15 protein-coding genes are annotated in these 21,429 nt (G+C 43.2%); 11 read left to right on the top strand and 4 right to left on the bottom strand.

What is annotated here, in order from left to right:
• Positions 1 to 77 precede the first annotated feature (77 nt).
• A complete protein-coding gene (locus tag AB5935_RS11965; RefSeq protein ID WP_038610886.1) occupies positions 78 to 2,432 on the bottom strand; it encodes a family 43 glycosylhydrolase in 2,355 nt (784 codons plus the stop codon).
• A gap of 211 nt (positions 2,433 to 2,643) precedes the next feature.
• Between AB5935_RS11965 and AB5935_RS11960 the strand changes: the two genes are divergently transcribed.
• Genes AB5935_RS11960 through AB5935_RS11930 form a run of 7 tightly spaced genes read left to right on the top strand, consistent with a single transcriptional unit; the run spans position 2,644 to position 14,000 of the window.
• A complete protein-coding gene (locus tag AB5935_RS11960) occupies positions 2,644 to 5,511 on the top strand; it encodes a sugar-binding domain-containing protein (RefSeq protein WP_007831522.1) in 2,868 nt (955 codons plus the stop codon).
• Positions 5,512 to 5,529: 18 nt separating this feature from the next.
• A complete protein-coding gene (locus AB5935_RS11955) occupies positions 5,530 to 6,804 on the top strand; it encodes a rhamnogalacturonan acetylesterase (RefSeq protein WP_007831521.1) in 1,275 nt (424 codons plus the stop codon).
• Between the two features lie 17 nt (positions 6,805 to 6,821).
• Positions 6,822 to 8,306, top strand: coding sequence for a glycoside hydrolase family 28 protein (locus tag AB5935_RS11950; protein ID WP_007831520.1), 1,485 nt, complete (start codon positions 6,822 to 6,824; stop codon positions 8,304 to 8,306).
• Complete coding sequence (locus AB5935_RS11945; RefSeq protein ID WP_007831519.1) at positions 8,284 to 8,982, top strand: DUF4450 domain-containing protein; 699 nt, start codon at positions 8,284 to 8,286, stop codon at positions 8,980 to 8,982. Before AB5935_RS11950 ends, AB5935_RS11945 begins: the two co-directional genes overlap by 23 nt.
• Positions 8,979 to 9,782 (top strand): hypothetical protein, encoded by an 804-nt coding sequence (locus AB5935_RS11940; RefSeq protein ID WP_007831518.1) that lies wholly within the window; start codon positions 8,979 to 8,981, stop codon positions 9,780 to 9,782. The genes AB5935_RS11945 and AB5935_RS11940 overlap by 4 nt, the downstream gene beginning before the upstream one ends.
• Positions 9,783 to 9,797: 15 nt before the next feature.
• Positions 9,798 to 11,225, top strand: a complete 1,428-nt coding sequence (locus AB5935_RS11935; protein WP_038610889.1) for a glycoside hydrolase family 28 protein — start codon at positions 9,798 to 9,800, stop codon at positions 11,223 to 11,225.
• Positions 11,226 to 11,237: 12 nt separating this feature from the next.
• A complete protein-coding gene (locus AB5935_RS11930; RefSeq protein ID WP_038610892.1) occupies positions 11,238 to 14,000 on the top strand; it encodes a glycosyl hydrolase in 2,763 nt (920 codons plus the stop codon).
• Between the two features lie 954 nt (positions 14,001 to 14,954).
• Here the strand turns inward: AB5935_RS11930 and AB5935_RS11925 are convergent.
• Positions 14,955 to 15,941, bottom strand: a complete 987-nt coding sequence (locus AB5935_RS11925; protein WP_007839446.1) for an isoaspartyl peptidase/L-asparaginase family protein — start codon at positions 15,939 to 15,941, stop codon at positions 14,955 to 14,957.
• A 473-nt stretch (positions 15,942 to 16,414) separates the two neighbouring features.
• Between AB5935_RS11925 and AB5935_RS11920 the strand changes: the two genes are divergently transcribed.
• The gene (locus AB5935_RS11920; RefSeq protein WP_005843640.1) at positions 16,415 to 16,549 is read left to right on the top strand and encodes a hypothetical protein; all 135 of its coding nucleotides are present in this window, start codon (positions 16,415 to 16,417) and stop codon (positions 16,547 to 16,549) included.
• A 99-nt stretch (positions 16,550 to 16,648) separates the two neighbouring features.
• Here the strand turns inward: AB5935_RS11920 and AB5935_RS11915 are convergent, their stop codons facing one another.
• Together AB5935_RS11915 and AB5935_RS11910 are read right to left on the bottom strand one after the other, a co-directional pair.
• Positions 16,649 to 17,038 (bottom strand): L-rhamnose mutarotase, encoded by a 390-nt coding sequence (locus AB5935_RS11915; protein ID WP_005843638.1) that lies wholly within the window; start codon positions 17,036 to 17,038, stop codon positions 16,649 to 16,651.
• Complete coding sequence (locus AB5935_RS11910) at positions 17,038 to 18,009, bottom strand: ROK family protein (RefSeq protein ID WP_005853709.1); 972 nt, start codon at positions 18,007 to 18,009, stop codon at positions 17,038 to 17,040. Before AB5935_RS11910 ends, AB5935_RS11915 begins: the two co-directional genes overlap by 1 nt.
• Positions 18,010 to 18,161: 152 nt before the next feature.
• Here AB5935_RS11910 and AB5935_RS11905 point away from each other — a divergent pair, with 152 nt between their 5' ends.
• The 3 genes from AB5935_RS11905 to AB5935_RS11895 are packed head-to-tail and all read left to right on the top strand — an operon-like array spanning position 18,162 to position 21,393.
• Positions 18,162 to 18,881, top strand: a complete 720-nt coding sequence (locus AB5935_RS11905; RefSeq protein ID WP_005843634.1) for an ABC transporter ATP-binding protein — start codon at positions 18,162 to 18,164, stop codon at positions 18,879 to 18,881.
• 9 nt (positions 18,882 to 18,890) lie between these two features.
• Positions 18,891 to 20,147 (top strand): ABC transporter permease, encoded by a 1,257-nt coding sequence (locus AB5935_RS11900; protein WP_007831494.1) that lies wholly within the window; start codon positions 18,891 to 18,893, stop codon positions 20,145 to 20,147.
• Positions 20,148 to 20,151: 4 nt separating this feature from the next.
• Complete coding sequence (locus tag AB5935_RS11895) at positions 20,152 to 21,393, top strand: ABC transporter permease (protein ID WP_038610895.1); 1,242 nt, start codon at positions 20,152 to 20,154, stop codon at positions 21,391 to 21,393.
• Positions 21,394 to 21,429: the final 36 nt, after the last annotated feature.

Here is a 21,429-nt window from a genome sequence, read left to right as displayed (position 1 = left end):
TTATCTGCAAATTCAGTAATGAGAGGACGTGTAAACGCAATAAGGACGTTCAAGGGCTTAGTTGCGGATTTGAGGATTTAATAGATTTTCCATTCCCATAATCCGGCTGCACCTTTATCTATGTGCAAACGCAAATAACGTACTTTATCTCCCACCGTTGCCACATGAGGTGAACATGCCTTCACCTCTTTTACTTCGGCACAAGGTTGCCAATTAGTGCCATCATTGGATTTTTCGAGATGCCAGGCATGACCTTCAGCAGGGTGTACAAAGGCAAATTGACACTCCGTTACTTGCATGGCTTCACCCAAATCCACCATCAGCCAAGGATGATCATCATTTGTTTCTGCCATCCAGCGTGTTCCATTAGACTGGTCGCCTGCATTTCCAGGGTGATATATATGTGTGCGTTCCACCTTGACAAGCGAAGTTTTATCAGCCAAAGGACAATTAGGCTGAGTTTCTATTTCAACCTTAGAAGTACGGGGAGAACGTACGCTGGATGCACTGAAAGAAGCTTTCAGCGCCTTATTTTCGCGCTGTTCCTGGCTGACAGCCAAGTAACCAACTCCCTTTTCATCAGGAACAAGTGTCTTTATAGTGCCATCCTCATTAAATTCCATCCGATTAGCATATACTTGGCGGGTAGTTCCTCCGTCACCGTACTCCAAATATACGAAAATATAATCGTCTGTTTCTTCATTATAAAATACATTTCCATGTCCCGGCCCCCAAACATTATTGGCAATGGATGAAAAAAGAAAAATATCATTGCCTTCGGGCTTTTCAAAGCCCGACAAAGGGGACTGCCGGCTCATCATGTAAGCATTTACATAATTCTGATTCCCTCTCAAAGTATAAATGTAATAATAAATACCTTTACGTTTAAACATAACCGGCCCTTCCGAATACCCTTGACGAGCTGTACTCATCACAATAGTATCACCGGTTAAATGCTGCCAATCGTCAGTCATACGGGCAGCCATCCGGCGGCGCCAGAATAAATAAGCAGTTCCATCATCATCCACAAAAGGTTCCCCATCTATATCCGGAGCAATACAAGATTGATCAAACCCATCCAAAGAATGAGAAGATATAGAATTACGTCCAGCAAAAAGGAAAGGACCTTCGGGACGGTCGGACTTCAGCACATAGGTACGTGCATTCTCATCCGGTTTTACAAAAGTGGTATAAAGATAATATTCACCATTCTTCTCCACTACTCTACCGGGTGCCCAATAACGAAAATATCCCGTCTTTTTCTCTCCTTTAGCATTGACATATTCATGTCCTTTATGCCAATCGAATCCCACAATATGTGACCCGTCAAAACTCCAGTTTACAAAATCTTTAGATTTCCATACCACAGGAGTACCTGCTTGTGACAACCCTTTATCAATATCAGTAGTACCATAAAGATAATAAGTATCACCAAATTTGGATAAAGAAGGATCAGCAATATTATCCGGAACAAGAGGATTAAAGTTATGGATACGAAGCAATTTATCAAGTACAGCCTTCTCTACGGTAAAAGCGGTTCCGTGACGGATTCCTTTTGGAAAAGATACACGATCAGACACATCTTCCCACGTCTTTCCATGATCACGACTGCAAACTGCTCCATATTGATGATTACGGTATTTATCAAAATAGACATAAAGAACATCATCTACAAAAAGTGGCGCAGGTCCCTCGCACCAATAATCTCCTGTAATAGAAGGAGAAACAGTAGTAGGAAATCCATCCTCTATTCGTGTTGTCCGTGTTATTCTCAAATTCTTCTCTGCCGGCAACGAGTTTTCATTCTTCACCACCATAATCAAGTCTTTCATCACCGGATCGCGTACAATAGCTGCATCAATCACACTAAAATCAGGATTAAAGAACAGTTTGGTTTCAGAAAATGTATTAAAATCCTTCGTCGTAACATAGTAAATACGATGGTTCAACCCTTTCTCACTCTCAATGACCGGCACTTCCTTGTGACGTCTGGGAATGGTCGTTGCCCAAAAAATATAATAAGTTTGCGAAGGTTCATCATAAAACAATTCAGGTGCCCAGCAATTATGTGCAGCAGGCTCATGCATCATTACCGGAATAGAACGCTGCTCACTCCAATGGATTAAATCGGGAGAAGAAGCGTAACCTATAATCCGGTCTGTCCAACTGGAAGTCCACACCATGTGAAAGGTTCCGTCCGGCGCCTGACAAATACTAGGGTCACGCATCAGACGGTTCTTCCCGACCGTGGGTATCAAGAATGATTTTCCATGATTCAGGGGAGTCCATGTCAGCCCATCCAAACTATAAGCCAAATGAAGACCGTCCCGACTGTCATTAATGAAATAAGAGAACAAATAAGCCGTATCACCGGCAAATAATCCGGAAACTGCCCCTAACAAGCAGAGCAAACTGAATAATCGTTTTTTCATGTATACAATGATTTAATTGTGAGCATACAAAGATAAAAAGAGATTTGGACTTTTTTCTGCACATACAAGGCATATCCATGTAAAATCGTACAAATATATCGCACATTACCCTTATTTTATACGAATTTCCATCTATATGTACTTCTTTCTATTTACATGCAAATGAAAAGACCTTAATTTAGCAACATCAAATTCAAAGTAAAAAGATACTATGAAAAAAACGTTATTGACAATCTGCCTAACATGGATGTGCTTCTCGTTAAGTGCACAAAAAATTATTGACTTATCCGGAAAATGGTCATTCAGTATAGACCGTCAGGATAATGGAGAAAAAGAAAAATGGTTCAGCCACACATTGAATGACTGCATCAACCTGCCCGGCTCCATGCCCGAGAAACTGAAAGGTGATGAGGTCACCGCAAAGACCCAATGGACAGGCAGTCTCTATGACAGTTCTTACTATTATAATCCATACATGGAAAAATACCGTAAAGAAGGTAATATTAAATTTCCATTCTTTCTGACTCCTGACAAACATTATGTAGGAGCTGCTTGGTATCAGAAAGAGGTGAATATACCTGCCGACTGGAAAGGTGAACGTATTTTGTTGTTTCTGGAACGTCCCCATATAGAAACAACTGTATGGGTAAACGGACAAAAGACAGGAATGCAGAATAGTCTTTGCGTTCCCCATCAATATGATATAACCCGTTATGTCCGTCCCGGAAAATGTACTATCACCATCCGAGTGGATAATCGTATCAAAGAAATCAATGTTGGACCGGATTCACACAGCATAACCGACCAAACTCAAGGAAACTGGAACGGTATTGTAGGACGCATCTGTCTGCAAACGACTCCGAAAACATATTTCGATGATATTCAAATATATCCGGAACCGGAACAAAAACTGGCACGTGTCAAAGTCGTCATCAAAGGTGCAGGCATTACAAAAATAAAATTATCAGCGGAGAGTTTCAATACGGATAAAAAGCATATAGTTCCCGCCATACAACAAGAAATCAAACTTAACAAAGGAGTAACGGAAACAGAAATGGTATTACCTATGGGGAATGATATGCTGCTATGGGATGAATTTCATCCGGCCCTGTACAAACTGAAAGCAGAAGTCACCAATGGGAAAAAAACTGAGATAAAAGAAATACAATTCGGTATGCGCCGATTTGAAATCAAAGGTAAATGGTTTTATGTAAACGGGCGTAAAACTCAGCTTCGCGGAACAGTTGAGAACTGTGACTTCCCGTTGACCGGTTACGCCCCGATGGATGTAGAAAGTTGGGAACGAGTATTCCGTATCTGTCGCAGTTATGGACTGAATCACATGCGTTTCCATTCATTCTGTCCTCCCGAAGCCGCTTTTATAGCTGCCGACCGGGTAGGATTCTATCTGCAACCCGAAGGTCCGAGCTGGCCCAATCATGGTCCTAAATTAGGTTTGGGACAACCTATTGACACCTATTTGATGAACGAAACCATCGCATTAACCAAAGAATATGGCAACTATGCCTCTTATTGCATGTTGGCATGCGGAAACGAACCTAGCGGACGCTGGGTAGAATGGGTGACCAAGTTCGTAGAATATTGGGAAAAGAAGGATCCCAGACATGTATATACCGGAGCATCGGTAGGCAACGGATGGCAATGGCAACCCCGCAACCAATATCATGTAAAGGCAGGGGCACGTGGCCTGACCTGGTCTAGAAGACAGCCATCCACCCAAGACGATTATCGTTTCCAGAATCATCTTGACACAGTGAAACAACCTTATGTATCCCATGAAACAGGTCAATGGTGTGCTTTCCCTAATTTCAATGAAATACGTAAATATACAGGTGTTAATAAAGCTAAGAACTTCGAAATTTTCAAAGACATTCTGGCTGATAACCACATGAGCGACCAAGCCCATCTATTTATGATGGCCAGCGGAAAGTTGCAAGCCCTTTGTTATAAATATGAAATAGAAAAGACACTCCGCACGCCTGATTATGCCGGTTTCCAATTATTGGCACTGAACGATTATTCGGGTCAGGGAACTGCACTAGTAGGTGTTCTTGATGTTTTCTTTGAAGAAAAAGGATATATCAACTCTGCAGAATGGAGACGTTTTTGCTCACCTACTGTTCCACTGATGCGTACAGATAAATTTGTATATAATAACAATGAGATTTTAAAGGCGGATATTGAAGTTGCTCATTTTGGTGCCAAGACATTAAAACAAGCAGAAATTGTATATACGTTAAAAGACGAATATGGCAAAGTATATGCGCAAGGCACATTGGCAACACAAGACATCCCTATCGGAAATTTAAATCACACTGGTAGCCTTGAGTTTCCGCTTACTGATATCCAAGAGGCTAAAAAGCTGAATCTGGAAATACGCATTACAGGAACAGAAGCTGTAAATGACTGGAATTTCTGGGTTTATCCCGCTCAAGTGACAATAGCCGAAGGAAAAGTATACACTACCGATACCTTGGATTCGAAAGCCTTGGAAATTCTTCAGCATGGTGGAAATGTGCTTATTACAGCTGCGGGCAAAGTGAGTTATGGTAAAGAAGTGGTTCAGCAATTCACTCCTGTATTCTGGAACACCTCCTGGTTCAAAATGCGTCCTCCTCATACCACAGGTATCTTAGTGAACCCCAAACACCCGTTATTCCGTCAGTTTCCGACAGAATATCACAGCAATCTGCAATGGTGGGAACTGCTGAATCATGCTCAAGTGATGCAATTCACCCACTTTCCACCCGCTTTCCAACCTACGGTTCAAAGCATTGACACTTGGTTCATAAGCCGCAAGATAGGTATGTTATTCGAAGCCAATGTATTAAATGGGAAAGTGCTCATGACAAGCATGGACATTACCTCCCAGCCAGAGAAACGCATTGTAGCTCGTCAGATGCATAAAGCCATTTTGGATTATATGAATTCGGACCAGTTCCGTCCGCAATTTACTGTAACACCTCAACAAATCAGTGAGTTGTTCACAAAAACAGCCGGTGACATAAAATCTTATACCAATGACTCTCCGGATGAACTAAAACCGAAAATCAATTAATAACAATCTATATCAATCATGAAACAGATAGCCCTATTAGCTCTTGGACTTTTAGCGACATTAGGAGTCGAAGCACAAACTTACAAATTCGATTTTACCACAGGTAAAAAAACTAAAGACGGTTATACCAAAATAACTCCCGCCGACAGATACTCGGAGGAAAAGGGATACGGATATGACAGACAGCCCTCTCCGGAAGGTAAAAGTACAGCCCCATTCTTTTTCTCTATTACGGTACCCGATGGCAACTACCACGTCACAGTCGTGATAGGAAACAAACGCGCTGCCGGAGAAACAACAGTGCGAGGAGAATCACGCCGCCTTTTCTTCGAAAATGTGAAGACAAAAAAAGGGGAGTTAAAACCTTGTACATTTGTGATCAACAAGCGCAACACACATATTTCGGAAAAAGAAAATGTACGCATCAAACCGCGTGAACGCCAAAAATTGAACTGGGATGACAAACTAACTTTGGAATTCAACGGGGATGCCCCCCAATTGTCCGAACTGATTATTGAGAAAGTAAATAATGTACCCACAGTATTCCTATGCGGTAACTCTACCGTAGTAGACCAGGACAATGAACCTTGGGCAAGCTGGGGACAAATGATTCCCCGCTTCTTCAATGACAGCATTTGTTTTGCCAATTATGCAGAATCCGGCGAAAGCGCCAATACTTTTATCGGTGCAGGACGACTGAAAAAGGCATTGACACAAATGAAACCCGGAGATTATATTTTTATGGAATTCGGTCATAACGACCAAAAGCAAAAAGGTCCCGGTAAAGGAGCTTATTATTCATTTATGACCAGCTTGAAAACATTCATTGATGAGGCAAGGGCACGAGGAGCTTATCCTGTACTGGTAACCCCGACACAACGCCGCAGTTTCGATGAAAACGGGAAAATCAGAGATACTCACGAAGATTATCCCGAAGCAATGCGTTGGCTAGCTGCCAAAGAAAACGTTCCTTTGATCGATCTCAACGAAATGACCCGTACCCTCTATGAAGCAATGGGAGTGGAACCTTCCAAAAAGGCATTCGTACATTATCCTGCCGGAACCTATCCGGGACAAAACAGGGTATTGGCAGATAATACTCATTTCAATCCTTACGGAGCTTATCAAATCTCCAAATGTATCATTGAAGGGATAAAGAAAGCGGGATTACCTATCTCTAACTATTTGCGCAGCGACTATTCCGGTTACAATCCTGCACATCCGGATGCTTTGGACAGTTTCAAATGGAATGACAGCCCGTTTACAGAAATTGAAAAGCCGGACGGCAATTAATTTAAAAGTAAGAACAAATGAATAACAAAACATTATTATTAACCCTATCATTTACCTTAGGTACCCTCTTTACCAATGCCCAATCCCTCTCCGGATTCCAATGGGGAGAAGGGATGGGAACTCCTGACCTTTCGTGGACTGCCCAAGTAGGAGCCAAAACCTATCCTGAGGGAAAAATATTCCAAGCAGCCGATTACGGATTGAAAAATGACAGTACCCAGTTAAGCACTGCCGCCCTGCAGAAAGCTATTGACGAATGCCACCGTTCCGGAGGAGGAACAGTGGAAGTAGCCCCAGGATACTACCGGATTGGTGCCATCTACCTGAAAAGTAATGTAAACCTCCACCTCAACCAAGGTACGACGCTGATAGCCAGCGAGGATATAGATTTATACCCCGAAATGCGCTCCCGCGTGGCAGGTATCGAAATGGTATGGCCCTCGGCAGTCATCAATATTCTGGATGCAGAAAACGCAGCTATCAGCGGAGCAGGTACGTTGGATTGTCGTGGAAAAATATTTTGGGATAAATATTGGACCATGCGGAAGGATTACGAGAAACGCAAACTGCGGTGGATCGTGGACTACGACTGCAAACGAGTAAGAGGAATGCTCATCTCGAACAGCCGCCATATAACACTAAAAGACTTTACCTTGATGCGTACCGGATTTTGGGGTTGCCAAGTGCTGTATTCCGACCAATGTACCTTGAACGGACTGAAAATCAATAATAACGTAGGGGGGCATGGTCCCAGTACGGATGGTATTGACATTGATTCCAGCACCAATATCCTGATTGAAAACTGTGAAGTAGATTGCAACGATGACAATATCTGCCTGAAAGCCGGACGGGATGCCGACGGCCTGCGTGTAAACCGTCCCACCGAAAATATCATTGTTCGTGGATGCATTGCACGTAAAGGTGCGGGACTTATTACCTGCGGCAGCGAAACTTCAGGCTGCATCCGAAATGTCTTGGGATATAACCTTCAAGCATACGGAACCTCTTCCACCCTCCGTCTGAAATCTGCCATGAACCGCGGTGGAACCGTAGAAAATATCTACATGACCCAAGTGACAGCAGACAATGTCCGCCATGTACTGGCAGCGGACCTTAACTGGAACCCCAGCTATAGTTATTCTACCTTACCGGCTGAATATGAAGGAAAAGAGATTCCCGAACATTGGAAGGTTATGCTGACTCCTGTCACACCTAAAGAAAAAGGGTATCCGCATTTCCGTAATGTATGGCTCAGCGATGTAAAAGCTACTAATGTGCAAACCTTTATCACCGCTGCAGGCTGGAATGAGGAACTGCCTTTGCAGAATTTCCATATTTCCGGCATAAAAGCCAAGGTAAATAAAGCAGGAAGCATTATCTTTACCGAAGACTTCCACTTGGAAGATGTCCGGTTACAAGTAGAAGACGGCAGCCGTGTGGAAGAAAAAAACAATAAGAACGCACAAATCAATATCAGCTATGAAAACAACATGGAATTATAGCCGGTGGCTACTTCCGTTCTTTCTCTGTATGCTGTTGTCTGTCTTTAGCAACAACGCCCAGACCCTTCCCTTCCGCTTATCCAAAGGTGCGGGAACTTTCCGTCTGGGAGTGGTTTGCGGCAATGAAAGTTGCTGGCTGGACCAATGCAGTGTCAAGAAAAAGGGACAGGCTTATACCATTAAAGATAAATTATGGAAAGAAGGTGAAATAAAGCTGATTGTATGTCCATTGACGGATAGTAATGGTTTTATCATGGAGATTTCCGGTGAGCGATTACCCGAAGAGCTCAAACTTTGCTGGGCTTTCGGTGCATGCGACGGTGCAGACGACCCTGCCGTAACAGACAACAGTATTCCGGCAGCCTCCTGCTTCCATAATGTATTCAGTATAGAAGGAAACGCTTTTACTACCTATTATGGTGAAAGCATGAAACTGAGAACGGTTCATGGGGTATCTCCCATCGGTTCCGATATTCGTCTGTCCGACGGACATAAACAAGCATCCCCGCTTGCTTTATTCAACTCCGGTAAAAAGACAGATGCCCCTGTCATCTCTGCCCTATACCCGTGGAAACCGCAAGAAAAGCTCTACTTTTGTTTCTACCAACGAGCAGATTATAATTATTTCATGCTACCCGGATTATTCGAGAAAGAACATAAAACCCGATCAAAATGAAACGATTGTATCTATACCTGTTCTTCCTTTTCCTATGCCTGTCTGCCCAGGCACAGGAATTCAAGGTGTACCAATTTCCGGCAGATAAGGTTCCTGCCATAGATGGCAATACCCACGACTGGGATTGCGTTCCGGCTGATTATAAGATAACGGAAACAGCTTTAAAGGAAGACGAGGGAAAACATGCACAGCCAGATACCACCACCTTGAAAGTCAGTGTCAAAGTAGGTTGGTGTGCAGAAACTCAGAAGTTGTATTTTCTATATGAAGCATACGATAATTATTGGCGGTTCAGTGAGAACTCCTTGAACACGGATATTTTTGAAGTAGTGGTGGATGGCGATTGTTCAGGGGGACCGTTCATCGACCGTTTTCATCCCACAGCTCCCAAAGACGTATGGCAGGCTTGGTTCAAATTTCACGGATGCCATGCCCAGAACTATCACATCTTCACCCCGGCTCACGGCAATGACTGGTGTATGTTATGGGGTCCTCAAGTATGGCTGAAACAAAAGCCATACGCTGATTATGCCTATCAGTACTCTTTCAAGGAGGGTGAACCGGGTAAGCTGACATTGGAATTTTATATCACTCCCTTTGACCATGCGGATGCCGATGGTCCCGAACTATCTTGCCCTACTTTATTAAAAGAAGGAAATGAAATCGGATTATGCTGGGCAGTGATTGACTGGGATGCCCACCCTACCTCCAAAGACGGATTCTGGAATTTATCCGATGAACATACCATGTATGGCAATGCATCTTATTTACACAAATTCAAACTAATGCCCATTCAGTAAAAGCAAAGACAGACCATGAAACAACTCATACTCTTCCTTTTATGCCTCAGCACATGGACAGCACAGGCAAAGATATACAATGTAAAAGATTACGGAGCGAAAGCCGATGGTACTACCATTGACACCCCTGCCATAAATCGAGCTATTGAGGAAGCTGCCTCTCAGGGTGGAGGAACCATTTACTTCCCCGCCGGAGAATACGCGTGCTATTCCATACGTCTGGCCAGTCATATACATTTGTACATAGAACAAGGAGCACAAATTGTAGGCGCCTTCCCATCAGCAACGGAAGGTTATGACCTGGCAGAACCGAATGAACACACCCAATTCCAGGATTTCGGGCACAGTCATTGGAAGAACTCACTTATTTGGGGAATCGGTCTGGAAGACATCACCATCAGCGGACCGGGACTGATTTATGGCAAAGGACTCACCCGTGAGGAAAGCCGCCTGCCCGGTGTAGGCAACAAAGCCATCAGCTTGAAACTCTGCAAGAACGTGACACTGAAAGACTTCTCTTTGTTGCATTGCGGTCATTTTGGTCTGCTGGCTACAGGAGTAGATAATCTCAGCATTCTGAACGTGAAAGTAGATACCAACCGGGACGGTTTTGACATAGACTGCTGCAAAAATGTCCGCATCAGTCATTGTACAGTCAACGCTCCCTGGGATGATGCTATCGTGCTTAAAGCGTCCTACGGATTAGGCTATTTCAAGGATACGGAAAATGTAACCATCTCCGATTGTTTTGTCAGCGGATACGACCGTGGCAGTGTATTGGATTGTACCTGGCAACGAGACGAACCCCAAGCACCGGATCACGGGTTTGTAACCGGACGTATCAAACTAGGAACAGAATCCAGTGGCGATTTTAAAAACATAGCCATTACCAATTGCATATTCGAACGTTGCCGAGGTCTTGCCCTGGAAACGGTAGACGGGGGAAAACTGGAAGATATCGTCATCAGCAACATCACGATGCGCGATATTGTCAACGCCCCTATCTTCCTGCGGTTAGGAGCCCGGATGCGCAGCCCGCAAGGAACGCCCGTGGGCACAATGAAACGCATCCTCATCAGCCACGTCAATGTATTTAATGCCGACTCGCGCTACTCTTCCATTATCAGCGGAATACCGGGAGCCCTTATTGAAAATGTGACACTGAGCGATATTCATATCTATCACCAAGGAGGATATACAGAAGCCGACGGACTTCTGACTCCTCCCGAACAAGAGAAAGTATATCCTGAACCGTGGATGTTCGGAACGATTCCCGCCAAAGGTTTCTACATCCGCCATGCACGCAACATCACCTTGGACAATGTAAATTTCCATTACGAGAAAGCGGACGGACGTCCCTTGTTTGTCACAGAGGATGCCAATGATATCAGATACAGGAACATCACAGTGGATGGAAAAGAATTCAATGCAGCAAACTTATAAAAAACAAATAGAATGAAGAGAAAATATTTATTGTTCAGCCTATTACTGACCGGAAGCAGCCTTTATGCACAAGAATGGCCGGCAGTACACCCCGAAACCCGTCCGGCTACCCGCTGGTGGTGGCTGGGAAGTGCTGTCGATGCAACCAATCTGACCTACAATCTGGAGGAATATGCCAAAGCCGGACTGGGAGGTGTTGAAATCACTCCTATTTATGGTGTTCAAGGCAACGATAAGAATAACCTCCCTTTCCTCAGCCCGCAATGGATGAATATGTTGCAACATACTGAAACTGAAGGAAAACGCATCGGTATTGAAGTAGATATGAACACCGGTACCGGATGGCCCTTCGGCGGTCCTCACGTGAGTATGACAGATGCTGCTACCAAAGCTATTTTTCAATCTTATCAAGTAGAGGGTGGAAAAGAAATTACGCTAGATTTGAAAGTAGAAGAAGAAAAACAACGCCCTGTAGCCACTTTAAGCCGGGTTATGGCCTATAATGCGGACAATAAGCAATGTCTTAATCTCACTTCCAAAGCGAAGAACGGACAATTACAATGGAAAGCTCCGGCAGGTCATTGGCATATTATTACCTTATATATAGGTAAAACATTCCAAAAAGTGAAACGTGCCGCTCCCGGTGGAGAAGGCTATGTGATGAACCACTTGGATAAAGGAGCCGTAAAACGTTATTTTACCAACTTTGACAAAGCTTTTAAAGAAAACGAGACCAATTTTCCACATACTTTTTTCAATGACTCTTACGAAGTATATGGTGCTGACTGGACTCCTGATTTCCTGGAACAATTCGCCCGTCGTCGTGGCTATAAACTGGAAGAACACTTCCCTGAATTTATAGCTCAGGATCGTAATGAAACCACCGCCCGCATAGTCAGTGACTATCGCGAAACAATCTCCGATTTATTGATTGAGAATTTCAGTACCCAATGGACTAACTGGGCACACGGTCATGGCAGCATCACCCGTAACCAAGCACATGGTTCCCCTGCCAATCTGATAGATACCTATGCCTCTGTGGATATTCCCGAATGCGAAGGATTCGGCCTGTCGCAATTCCATATTAAAGGATTGCGCCAAGATTCCCTGACCCGTAAGAATGACTCCGACCTTTCCATGCTGAAGTATGCTTCTTCCGCTGCCCATATCGCCGGAAAGCCCTACACGTCTTCAGAAACATTCACCTGGCTGACAGAACATTTCCGTACCTCACTTTCCCAGTGCAAACCGGATATGGATTTGATGTTCGTATCAGGTGTAAACCACATGTTTTTCCATGGAACCCCCTACAGTCCTAAAGAAGCCAAATGGCCGGGATGGAAGTTTTATGCCTCTATTGATATGTCTCCTACCAATAACATTTGGCAGGATGCTCCTGCTTTCTTTGAATATATCACCCGTTGCCAGTCTTTCCTGCAAATGGGGAAACCGGACAATGATTTTCTTGTTTATCTGCCTGTATATGATATGTGGCAGGAACAGCCGGGCCGTCTTTTGCTGTTCAGCATCCATGATATGGCAAAACGTGCTCCCAAGTTTATAGAGACCGTTCATACCATCAGCAATTGCGGCTATGACATGGATTATATCTCTGACAACTTTGTGAAAAGTACCCGTTGCGTAAATGGCAAATTACTGACCAAAGGAGGAACTTCCTATAAAGCCATCATCATTCCTGCTGTAAAATTAATGCCGTCCGAGGTACTCGACCATTTACTAAAGCTGGCACAAGCCGGAGCTACTATCATCTTTACCGAAAACTATCCGCAGGATGTACCCGGTTATGGAAAACTGGAAGCACGCCGGAAAAGCTTTGCACAATTACAAAAGCAACTTCCGGAAGTTTCTTCTTTCGATAAAACGGTGGCAACTCCTTATCAGAAAGGAATCATCATTACAGGAAACAACTATCAATCTGCCTTGGAAAAAAGCGGTGTTATTCCCGAAGAGATGAAAACGCGATATGGCTTACAATGTATCCGCCGCTCCCATGCCGATGGACATCATTATTTCATCTCCTCATTGCAGGAAAAAGGAGTGAACGACTGGATAACCTTAGCCGTTCCCGCAGAAAGTGTCATGCTGTTCAATCCGATGACGGGAGAAAAAGGGAAAGCACAAACCCGCAAGCAAGAAGGCAAAACCCAAGTACGCCTCCAGCTACATTCCGGCGAAAGTGTCATCCTGCAAACTTTCAACCATGCCCTGACAGACGTTGCCGAATGGAAATACGTTCAAGAACAACCTGTCAGCCTCAGCCTTGATCACGGCTGGAAACTTCATTTTGCCAAAAGTACTCCCCAGATAGAAGGTACATTTGATATCGATACTCCGTCTTCGTGGACTGAAATTGCTCACCCCAACGCTCCGATTACCATGGCGACGGGAGTATATACTAATATCATCACTGTTCCCCATATTCCCGCCGATGACTGGATACTGGATTTGGGTGATGTGCGGGAAAGTGCCCGTGTGCGCATCAACGGACAAGATGCCGGAACAGCATGGGCCGTACCTTTTCAGTTGAAAGTAGGCAAATGGCTGAAACCGGGAGATAACAAGATAGAAATAGAAGTGACCAATCTGCCTGCCAACCGCATTGCGGATATGGATCGTCGGGGTGAGAAATGGCGTATCTTCAATGAAATCAATGTGGTAAATCTGCAATACAAACCGGTACCTTATACTGATTGGCAGCCATTGCCATCGGGATTGAATGGTAGTGTAAGGTTGATACCGGTTACTTATAAATAAGATATCCGATAGTGGTAGCCTATTGGCGGAGTTAATCCAGACTGTATTTGAAAGACTGAATTAATTCCGCCAATGTTTTTTACCTCATGCTCAGTGAGTGCACCTGCAACCGATCAAGCCGCAGCGAGACAGCATTTTATAGCAAAGCGGCCTATTTACGGATAGTATCCAAACGTTCCTAAGCGTCTGATCATTACCAGCCTGCTGCATATTATATTCCGGTTACAGCCGCATCAGCGAACCGGCAGGATATCCAGCATCGCTTCAAACATCATGGCTGTAGGAGTAGTCAAGCCTCAATTGAATGTATATCACTCCCTACCCTATAGCATAAGCCTTTTCTTTCTTCAGGTTAAGCCTTTTTATACGGATATGTTCTATCTCCATAGCCTTTGGAGTTATCTCCATAAGCTTTGGAGTTATCTCCCAAGGTTATGGAGTTAACTCCAAAGGCTTGCGGAGATAAGACAAACAGGTAGAAAAGCCTTAACCATACGTCAGGAAAGGGTTAGGGATACGGATGAGATCCTTTAAGGACGAATCTGATGCCAAAGTCTTTTGCGGATGCCTTTTTCTTACGGATGAAAGCCCCGCTAAAATTCTACTGCTCCAAAACTTCTCCGTCAGTGAATAGTCAAGATATCATCCGTACCGGTTCCCGATAAGCATACCAACTGTCCGTATCGTTACATACAACCTATAGCTTTCAAACGGTTTTGTCTATTCCAAGGGGTAACGAAGCTAAGACAAAATGTGACAGGAATTCTCAAACTATCAGAGGAAAGGGAAGTGATAACAGATAAAAAGTGGTGGTAGCAGATGTTTTTTCATGCTACTACCACCACCTTTGAAACGCCCTGTTCATGGGTGTTTACGAAAGAGGGTGGTAGTAGTGGGTAGCAGTTTTGCAAAACTCTGTTGCAGGTGGGAGGAAAATTCAAACAGGAACTAAAATTATAAAGTTTTCATCTTCTTCCCTATGCCCACTGCTTTAGAAATTTTGCCTGTTCCTTTTTCCTTATACAAGTAGCCACGGAACATGCCTCCACTATTAAACGGCATGGCAAAATTACCTTTCTTGTCCACTGCAATCAATCCACCATTCCCCTCCTTGGTATTCAGTTCCTGATGGATAATATAATCGGCAGCCTCCCCAACAGGCTGGTGCAGCAACTTCACACGAGTAGAAAGATTATAAGCTACAACATGACGGATAAAATACTCCCCATGCCCGGTGCATGACACAGCGCAACCTTCATTATCCGCATAAGTACCTGCGCCAATCACCGGAGAATCTCCCACACGGCCCCATTGCTTCTTGAACATACCACCGGTACTTGTTCCCGCTGTCAGGTTACCTTGCTTGTCCAGTACCACACAGCCCACAGTTCCATTCTTCTTGCTCTCCTTTTTCAAATCCTCTATCCACTTCAATGTCTTAGGAGTAGCAAAATACATATTATCTACAATTTCCAGCCCTTGTGACTTTGCAAACCGGTCGGCCCCCTCACCTGCCAGCATCACATGAGGTGTTTTATTTTTTACCGCATAGGCTGCATTAATCGGATTCTTCACCGTTTTCAACCCGGCGACAGCTCCTGCTGTCAAATCCTTACCTTCCATAATAGAAGCATCCAGTTCAAAAGTACCGGTACTGGTACAAGTAGCCCCTTTACCAGCATTAAACAAGGGGTTATTCTCAAAATAGTTAACAACTGCCATTACCGCTTCAGGTCCTTCACCACCAGCATCCAATATAGCATTTCCGATACTCAAAGCTGAATCTAAAGCCGCATAATACAAGGTTGATTTCTCCTTATCGTCCTCAAGGTTTTCCATAGCACCGGCACCTCCATGAACAACAATTACGTATTCTCTCTCCTGTGCCAGCATGCGGCACAATGGTAATAAGAGTAGAATTGTGATAAATAAGTGTTTCATAATAGTAGTTTAATATCAATAGTATGGTGCGAATGTAACAAAACAATTTGTAAAAAGGAAACTTTTATGCAGAGATATAGACATAAAAAAAGGAGCAACGCCTTGCTCCAACCTTTGTTAACCTTAAATCTAATACTATGAAAAACACAATGCAAAGGTACGAACATTATTGAAATTTGCAAATTCAACAAAAAGAAAATTATGTTCTCTAACATGATTTAAGGAGATCCACCACTTGTGTTAATGAACATTTCCCTGTCAGATTATAAGTGACATTTTTACAGCTATATTTCTTAACGTATACTAAACAATAAGATAAAATACACATTAAAAGTTAAATAAAGCAGGTTAACACTATGTTTTAAAACATAAATAGGAATTTTGGTGTTATCTTTGCAGTAGTAAAAGAGAAAACAAAAGGTTTTTAGGAATAACCAGTTCTCCAAACGGGAGAACATAAAAAAGATGTAATTATGAAAAGAACAAATGACACAATCGAGATGTTGCAGTATCAGTTAAGAAGATACAAAGCAATGAGAAAAGGAGCTGCTTGCCAATCTTTGCAATACAAGCTTCAGAAATTAATGAGCCAACAGGCGAATGCCTGATGAGCTTTACCATAAAGAACACAAGTTTATAATTTTATAATATAAGAAAAGGATATGATAAAAATCATATCCTTTTCTTATTATTATCTAGAATGAAAGTTATTCATATAGATAAAACATTCTATCCATCAACTGCCATTTTTCAGCCGAAGACGCTCCCGGCTCTGCCTGTTGAAAGACAGACATATACTCTTCCCATTCTGCCTGGCGAGGCAACGTAGCCATTCTGGCCATGGCCGTATCCCAATCAAAATCGAGAGGAGTTTCCACTATCATAAACAAATTAGTCCCCAGGATATAAATTTCCATTTCCAAAATACCGACTTCACGAATAGCTGCCAATGTTTCCGGCCAAACCTTGCCTTCCGAATGGCGCTTTCTATACTCGGCTATCAAGGCCGCATCGTTTTTCAGATTCAACATCTGGCAATAACGTTTTACCGGTCCCTGATATTTCCGAACTTTATATCCTTGCTTTTTGTTTTCCATTATTCTCTTACTTCCCAACCTAATGCACTAGCTCCCAACACGGCGGCATCAGCATCCTTCAATTCAGAAATCAACAATTTAGTCTTACCTTCGTAAATTTTCAAGATATTATCATCTATAGCTTTACGAATCGGCTTCATGATATAATCACCGGATTTTGCTAATCCACCAAACAGAATAATCGCTTCCGGACTGGAGAAAGCAATGAAATCCGCCAAAGCCTCACCCAAAATACGTCCTGTATATTCAAAGATATCTTGTGCTAATTTATCCCCTCTTACAGCCGCGTCAAAAACATCTTTAGATACAATATCTTCAGCCGGGATGTCTCTTAACAAACTAGGTTCGGGACGGGCAACTAGAAATTCACGTGCCGTGCGTGCCACACCTGTAGCCGAACAATAAGTTTCCAAACAGCCCTTACGACCACAACCACACTGACGTCCGTCACGACGAACTATCACATGTCCCAATTCTCCGGCAAAACCATCGTGTCCGTAAACCAGTTGTCCATTTATTACAATACCACTACCAACACCGGTTCCAAGAGTAATCATAATAAAGTCTTTCATGCCACGAGCCGCACCATAAGTCATTTCGCCGATGGCGGCAGCATTAGCATCATTTGTCAAAGCAGTAGGAACACCTATTGCTTCTTCAAACAAAGCAGCCAAGGGAATCACCCCTTTCCAAGGAAGATTTGGAGCAAATTCAATGGTACCGTTATAGTAGTTTCCATTAGGAGCACCTACCCCCATACCTTTAATTTTTTCTACGCCACCGAACGATTCAATCAACGGACGCAACTTTGAACTGACCGCCTCTACATAATCCTCTATTTTAGAAAATGATTGTGTCTTAACTGAATCGGTAGCCAATACGTTACCACGCGAATCTACAATGCCAAAAACTGTATTAGTTCCGCCAATGTCCATACCTACTACGTAGGGTTTTTCCATGCCTGTTACCATGATATATTATTATTTAGGGTTAGTTATTTTGAGCAAATGTACACAATGCGAAAAAAGAGAGCAAATTTTTTTTCAATTATTTCATATAGCATTGCAACTTTTTGTATCTTCGGCACGTCTAACCAGACAAACACAAGTTAAATTCATCGGTAATGATACATTTAGAGAATATCAACAAAACCTATCATAACGGAGCTCCGCTACATGTTTTGAAAGGTATCAACCTCGACATAGAACGAGGTGAGTTTGTTTCTATTATGGGAGCTTCGGGTTCCGGAAAGTCCACTTTATTGAATATTTTAGGCATCTTGGACAATTACGATTCGGGAGAATATTATTTGAACGATGTATTAATCAAGAATCTGAGTGAAACCCGCTCTGCCGAATACAGAAACCGGATGATAGGATTTATCTTTCAGTCTTTCAACCTGATTTCTTTTAAAAATGCGGTAGAAAATGTAGCTCTTCCCCTCTTCTATCAAGGAGTGAGCCGAAAAAAAAGGAATCAAATGGCATTAGAATACCTTGACAAACTAGGTCTTAAAGAATGGGCGCATCATATGCCCAATGAATTGTCCGGCGGACAAAAACAACGTGTAGCCATAGCACGTGCCTTGATATCCAAACCGCAAATCATCCTCGCCGATGAACCTACCGGAGCCCTGGACAGCAAAACATCCGTGGAAGTGATGAATATTCTGAAAGAACTGCATAAAAACGAGGGACTGACAATCGTTGTCGTCACTCATGAAAGTGGAGTAGCAAACCAAACGGACAAAATCATCCATATTAAGGACGGACTGATTGAACGAATTGAAGAAAACATAGACCATAATGCCTCTCCTTTCGGCAAGAACGGATTCATGAAATAACTGACACACATGATTGATCTTATTCAAGAAATATTCGGAACAATAAAGCGCAATAAATTACGCACGTTCCTCACCGGCTTTGCCGTAGCTTGGGGTATCTTCATGTTGATCGTACTGCTGGGGGCAGGCAACGGACTAATCCATGCTTTCGAAAGCTCATCTGCAGATATGGCTATGAATTCCATCAAAGTATTTCCAGGCTGGACTTCCAAAGCATACGATGGATTAAAAGAAGGACGCCGCATTGAACTGGACAATAAAGACTATCGGATAACCGAAACCGATTTCCTCCAAAATGTCATCAGTGTAGGAGCTACCGTACGTCAGAGTAATGTGACTTTAACATACGGGCAAGACTATGTATCCACCACACTGGAAGGAGTATACCCTAATCATAAAGATGTAGAAAGAGTAAAACCTGCAGGGGGGCGATTTATCAATGACATTGATATCCGTCAACGGCGAAAAGTAATCATTCTTCATACAAAAACCGCAGAAATGCTCTTTAAAAAAGACGCAGACAAAGCTATCGGAAAATTTGTCAACGCCAATGGAGTAGTATATCAAGTAGTAGGCCTATTTACCGACAAGGGAAGTTTCCAACCTAATGCCTTCATCCCATTCACCACCTTACAACTCATATATAATAAAGGTGACAAGCTGAACAATTTGATATTTATGACACGAGGACTCGATACAGAAGAAAAAAATGAAATCTTTGAAAAGGAGTACCGCAAAGCTATCGGCATACACCACCGGTTTACAGCTGATGACAAAGGCGCTATCTGGATGTGGAACCGTTTCACTCAATTCCTGCAACAAGAAAAAGGTATGCGCATTCTGACTATAGCCATTTGGGTAATAGGCATATTCACTTTGCTGAGTGGCATCGTAGGTGTAAGTAATATCATGCTGATCACAGTAAAAGAACGGACCCGTGAATTTGGTATCCGCAAAGCGTTAGGTGCCAAACCTATATCTATCTTATGGCTAATTATAGCCGAAAGCGTAACAATTACCACCTTTTTCGGGTATATAGGAATGGTGGCAGGTATCGCTGCCACAGAATACATGAATACAGTGGCAGGAAACCAAACTGTAGACGCAGGCGTTTTCACCGAAACAGTTTTCCTCAATCCCACAGTAGATATCAGTATAGCCATACAAGCAACCATGACATTGGTGATAGCCGGTACACTGGCAGGCTTCTTTCCTGCTCGTAAGGCCGTCATGATCCGACCAATCGAAGCACTTAGAGCAGATTAAAATTATGAGAATAGATTTAGACAGGTGGGAAGAAATATTCATCACCATTACCAGAAACAAGACACGTAGCCTATTGACCGCTTTTGGTGTTTTTTGGGGCATATTCATGCTGGTGGCCCTTATGGGGGGTGGCCAAGGACTACAAGATATGATGTCGGCCAACTTTAAAGGATTCGCCACCAATTCCGTTTTTTTCGGAAGTAATAAAACCAGTGAAGCCTATAAAGGATTTAGAAAAGGACGTTATTGGGATATGGAATTTAACGATGTGGAACGTATCCGCCAAGCCGTACCGGAAGTAGAAGTTATCACTCCCAATATCAGCCGATGGGGCTCTACTGCTATTTTCGGAGACAAGAAAAGCTCCTGTGCCGTCAGAGGATTGCAGCCTGATTATGAAAAGATAGAAGCTCAAAATATTACAATGGGGCGCTTTATCAATGACGTAGACATACTGGAAAACCGGAAAGTCTGTACCATAGGAAAACGTGTATACGACGAACTGTTTCCCCAAGGAGGAAACCCATGCGGACAATATTTGCGTGTGGATGGTATTTATTATCAGATTGTAGGTGTTAGCTTATCAACCAGTAACATGAATATCAATGCCGGAACAGAGGATAGTGTAACTCTTCCATTTACTACCATGCAAAAAGCATACAACTTTGGAAAGCGCATTGATTTAGTCTGTATTACCGTAAAACCGGGAGTAACTGTTACCAGTATAGCCGACAAAATAGAACAAGTAATCAAGAAAGCGCACTATATCCACCCGGACGACAAACAAGCGGTGATCATGGTCAATGCAGAAGCAATGTTCAGCATGATTGACAATCTGTTCACAGGCATCAAAATTTTGGCATGGATGGTAGGTTTGGGAACATTACTGGCAGGAGCTATCGGAGTAAGCAATATTATGATGGTTACCGTGAAAGAACGTACAACCGAAATCGGCATCCGCCGAGCCATTGGCGCACGCCCTAAAGATATTCTAAACCAAATTCTTTCTGAAAGCATGGTATTGACAACTTTGGCAGGGTTAATGGGGATTAGTTTCGGAGTCTTGATCTTACAAGGATTAGAAGTAGGAACGGCAGCTTCGGGTACAGAGGCTCATTTTCAAATCAGCTTCTGGATGGCCGTCGGGGCTTGCATTTTATTGATGGTCTTAGGTATGCTGGCCGGATTAGCACCGGCCTATCGCGCTATGGCCATCAAACCAATTGAGGCTATAAGAGACGAATAAAACCATCCGACGTAACGGATAAAGTTTCCATGCAAG

Origin of the sequence: Phocaeicola sp. RTP21198st1_B8_RTP21198_201120 (genome assembly GCF_040929485.1) — a bacterium.
Taxonomy (GTDB): Bacteria; Bacteroidota; Bacteroidia; order Bacteroidales; family Bacteroidaceae; genus Phocaeicola; species Phocaeicola dorei.
This window is presented reverse-complemented; position numbering and strand designations above follow the sequence as displayed.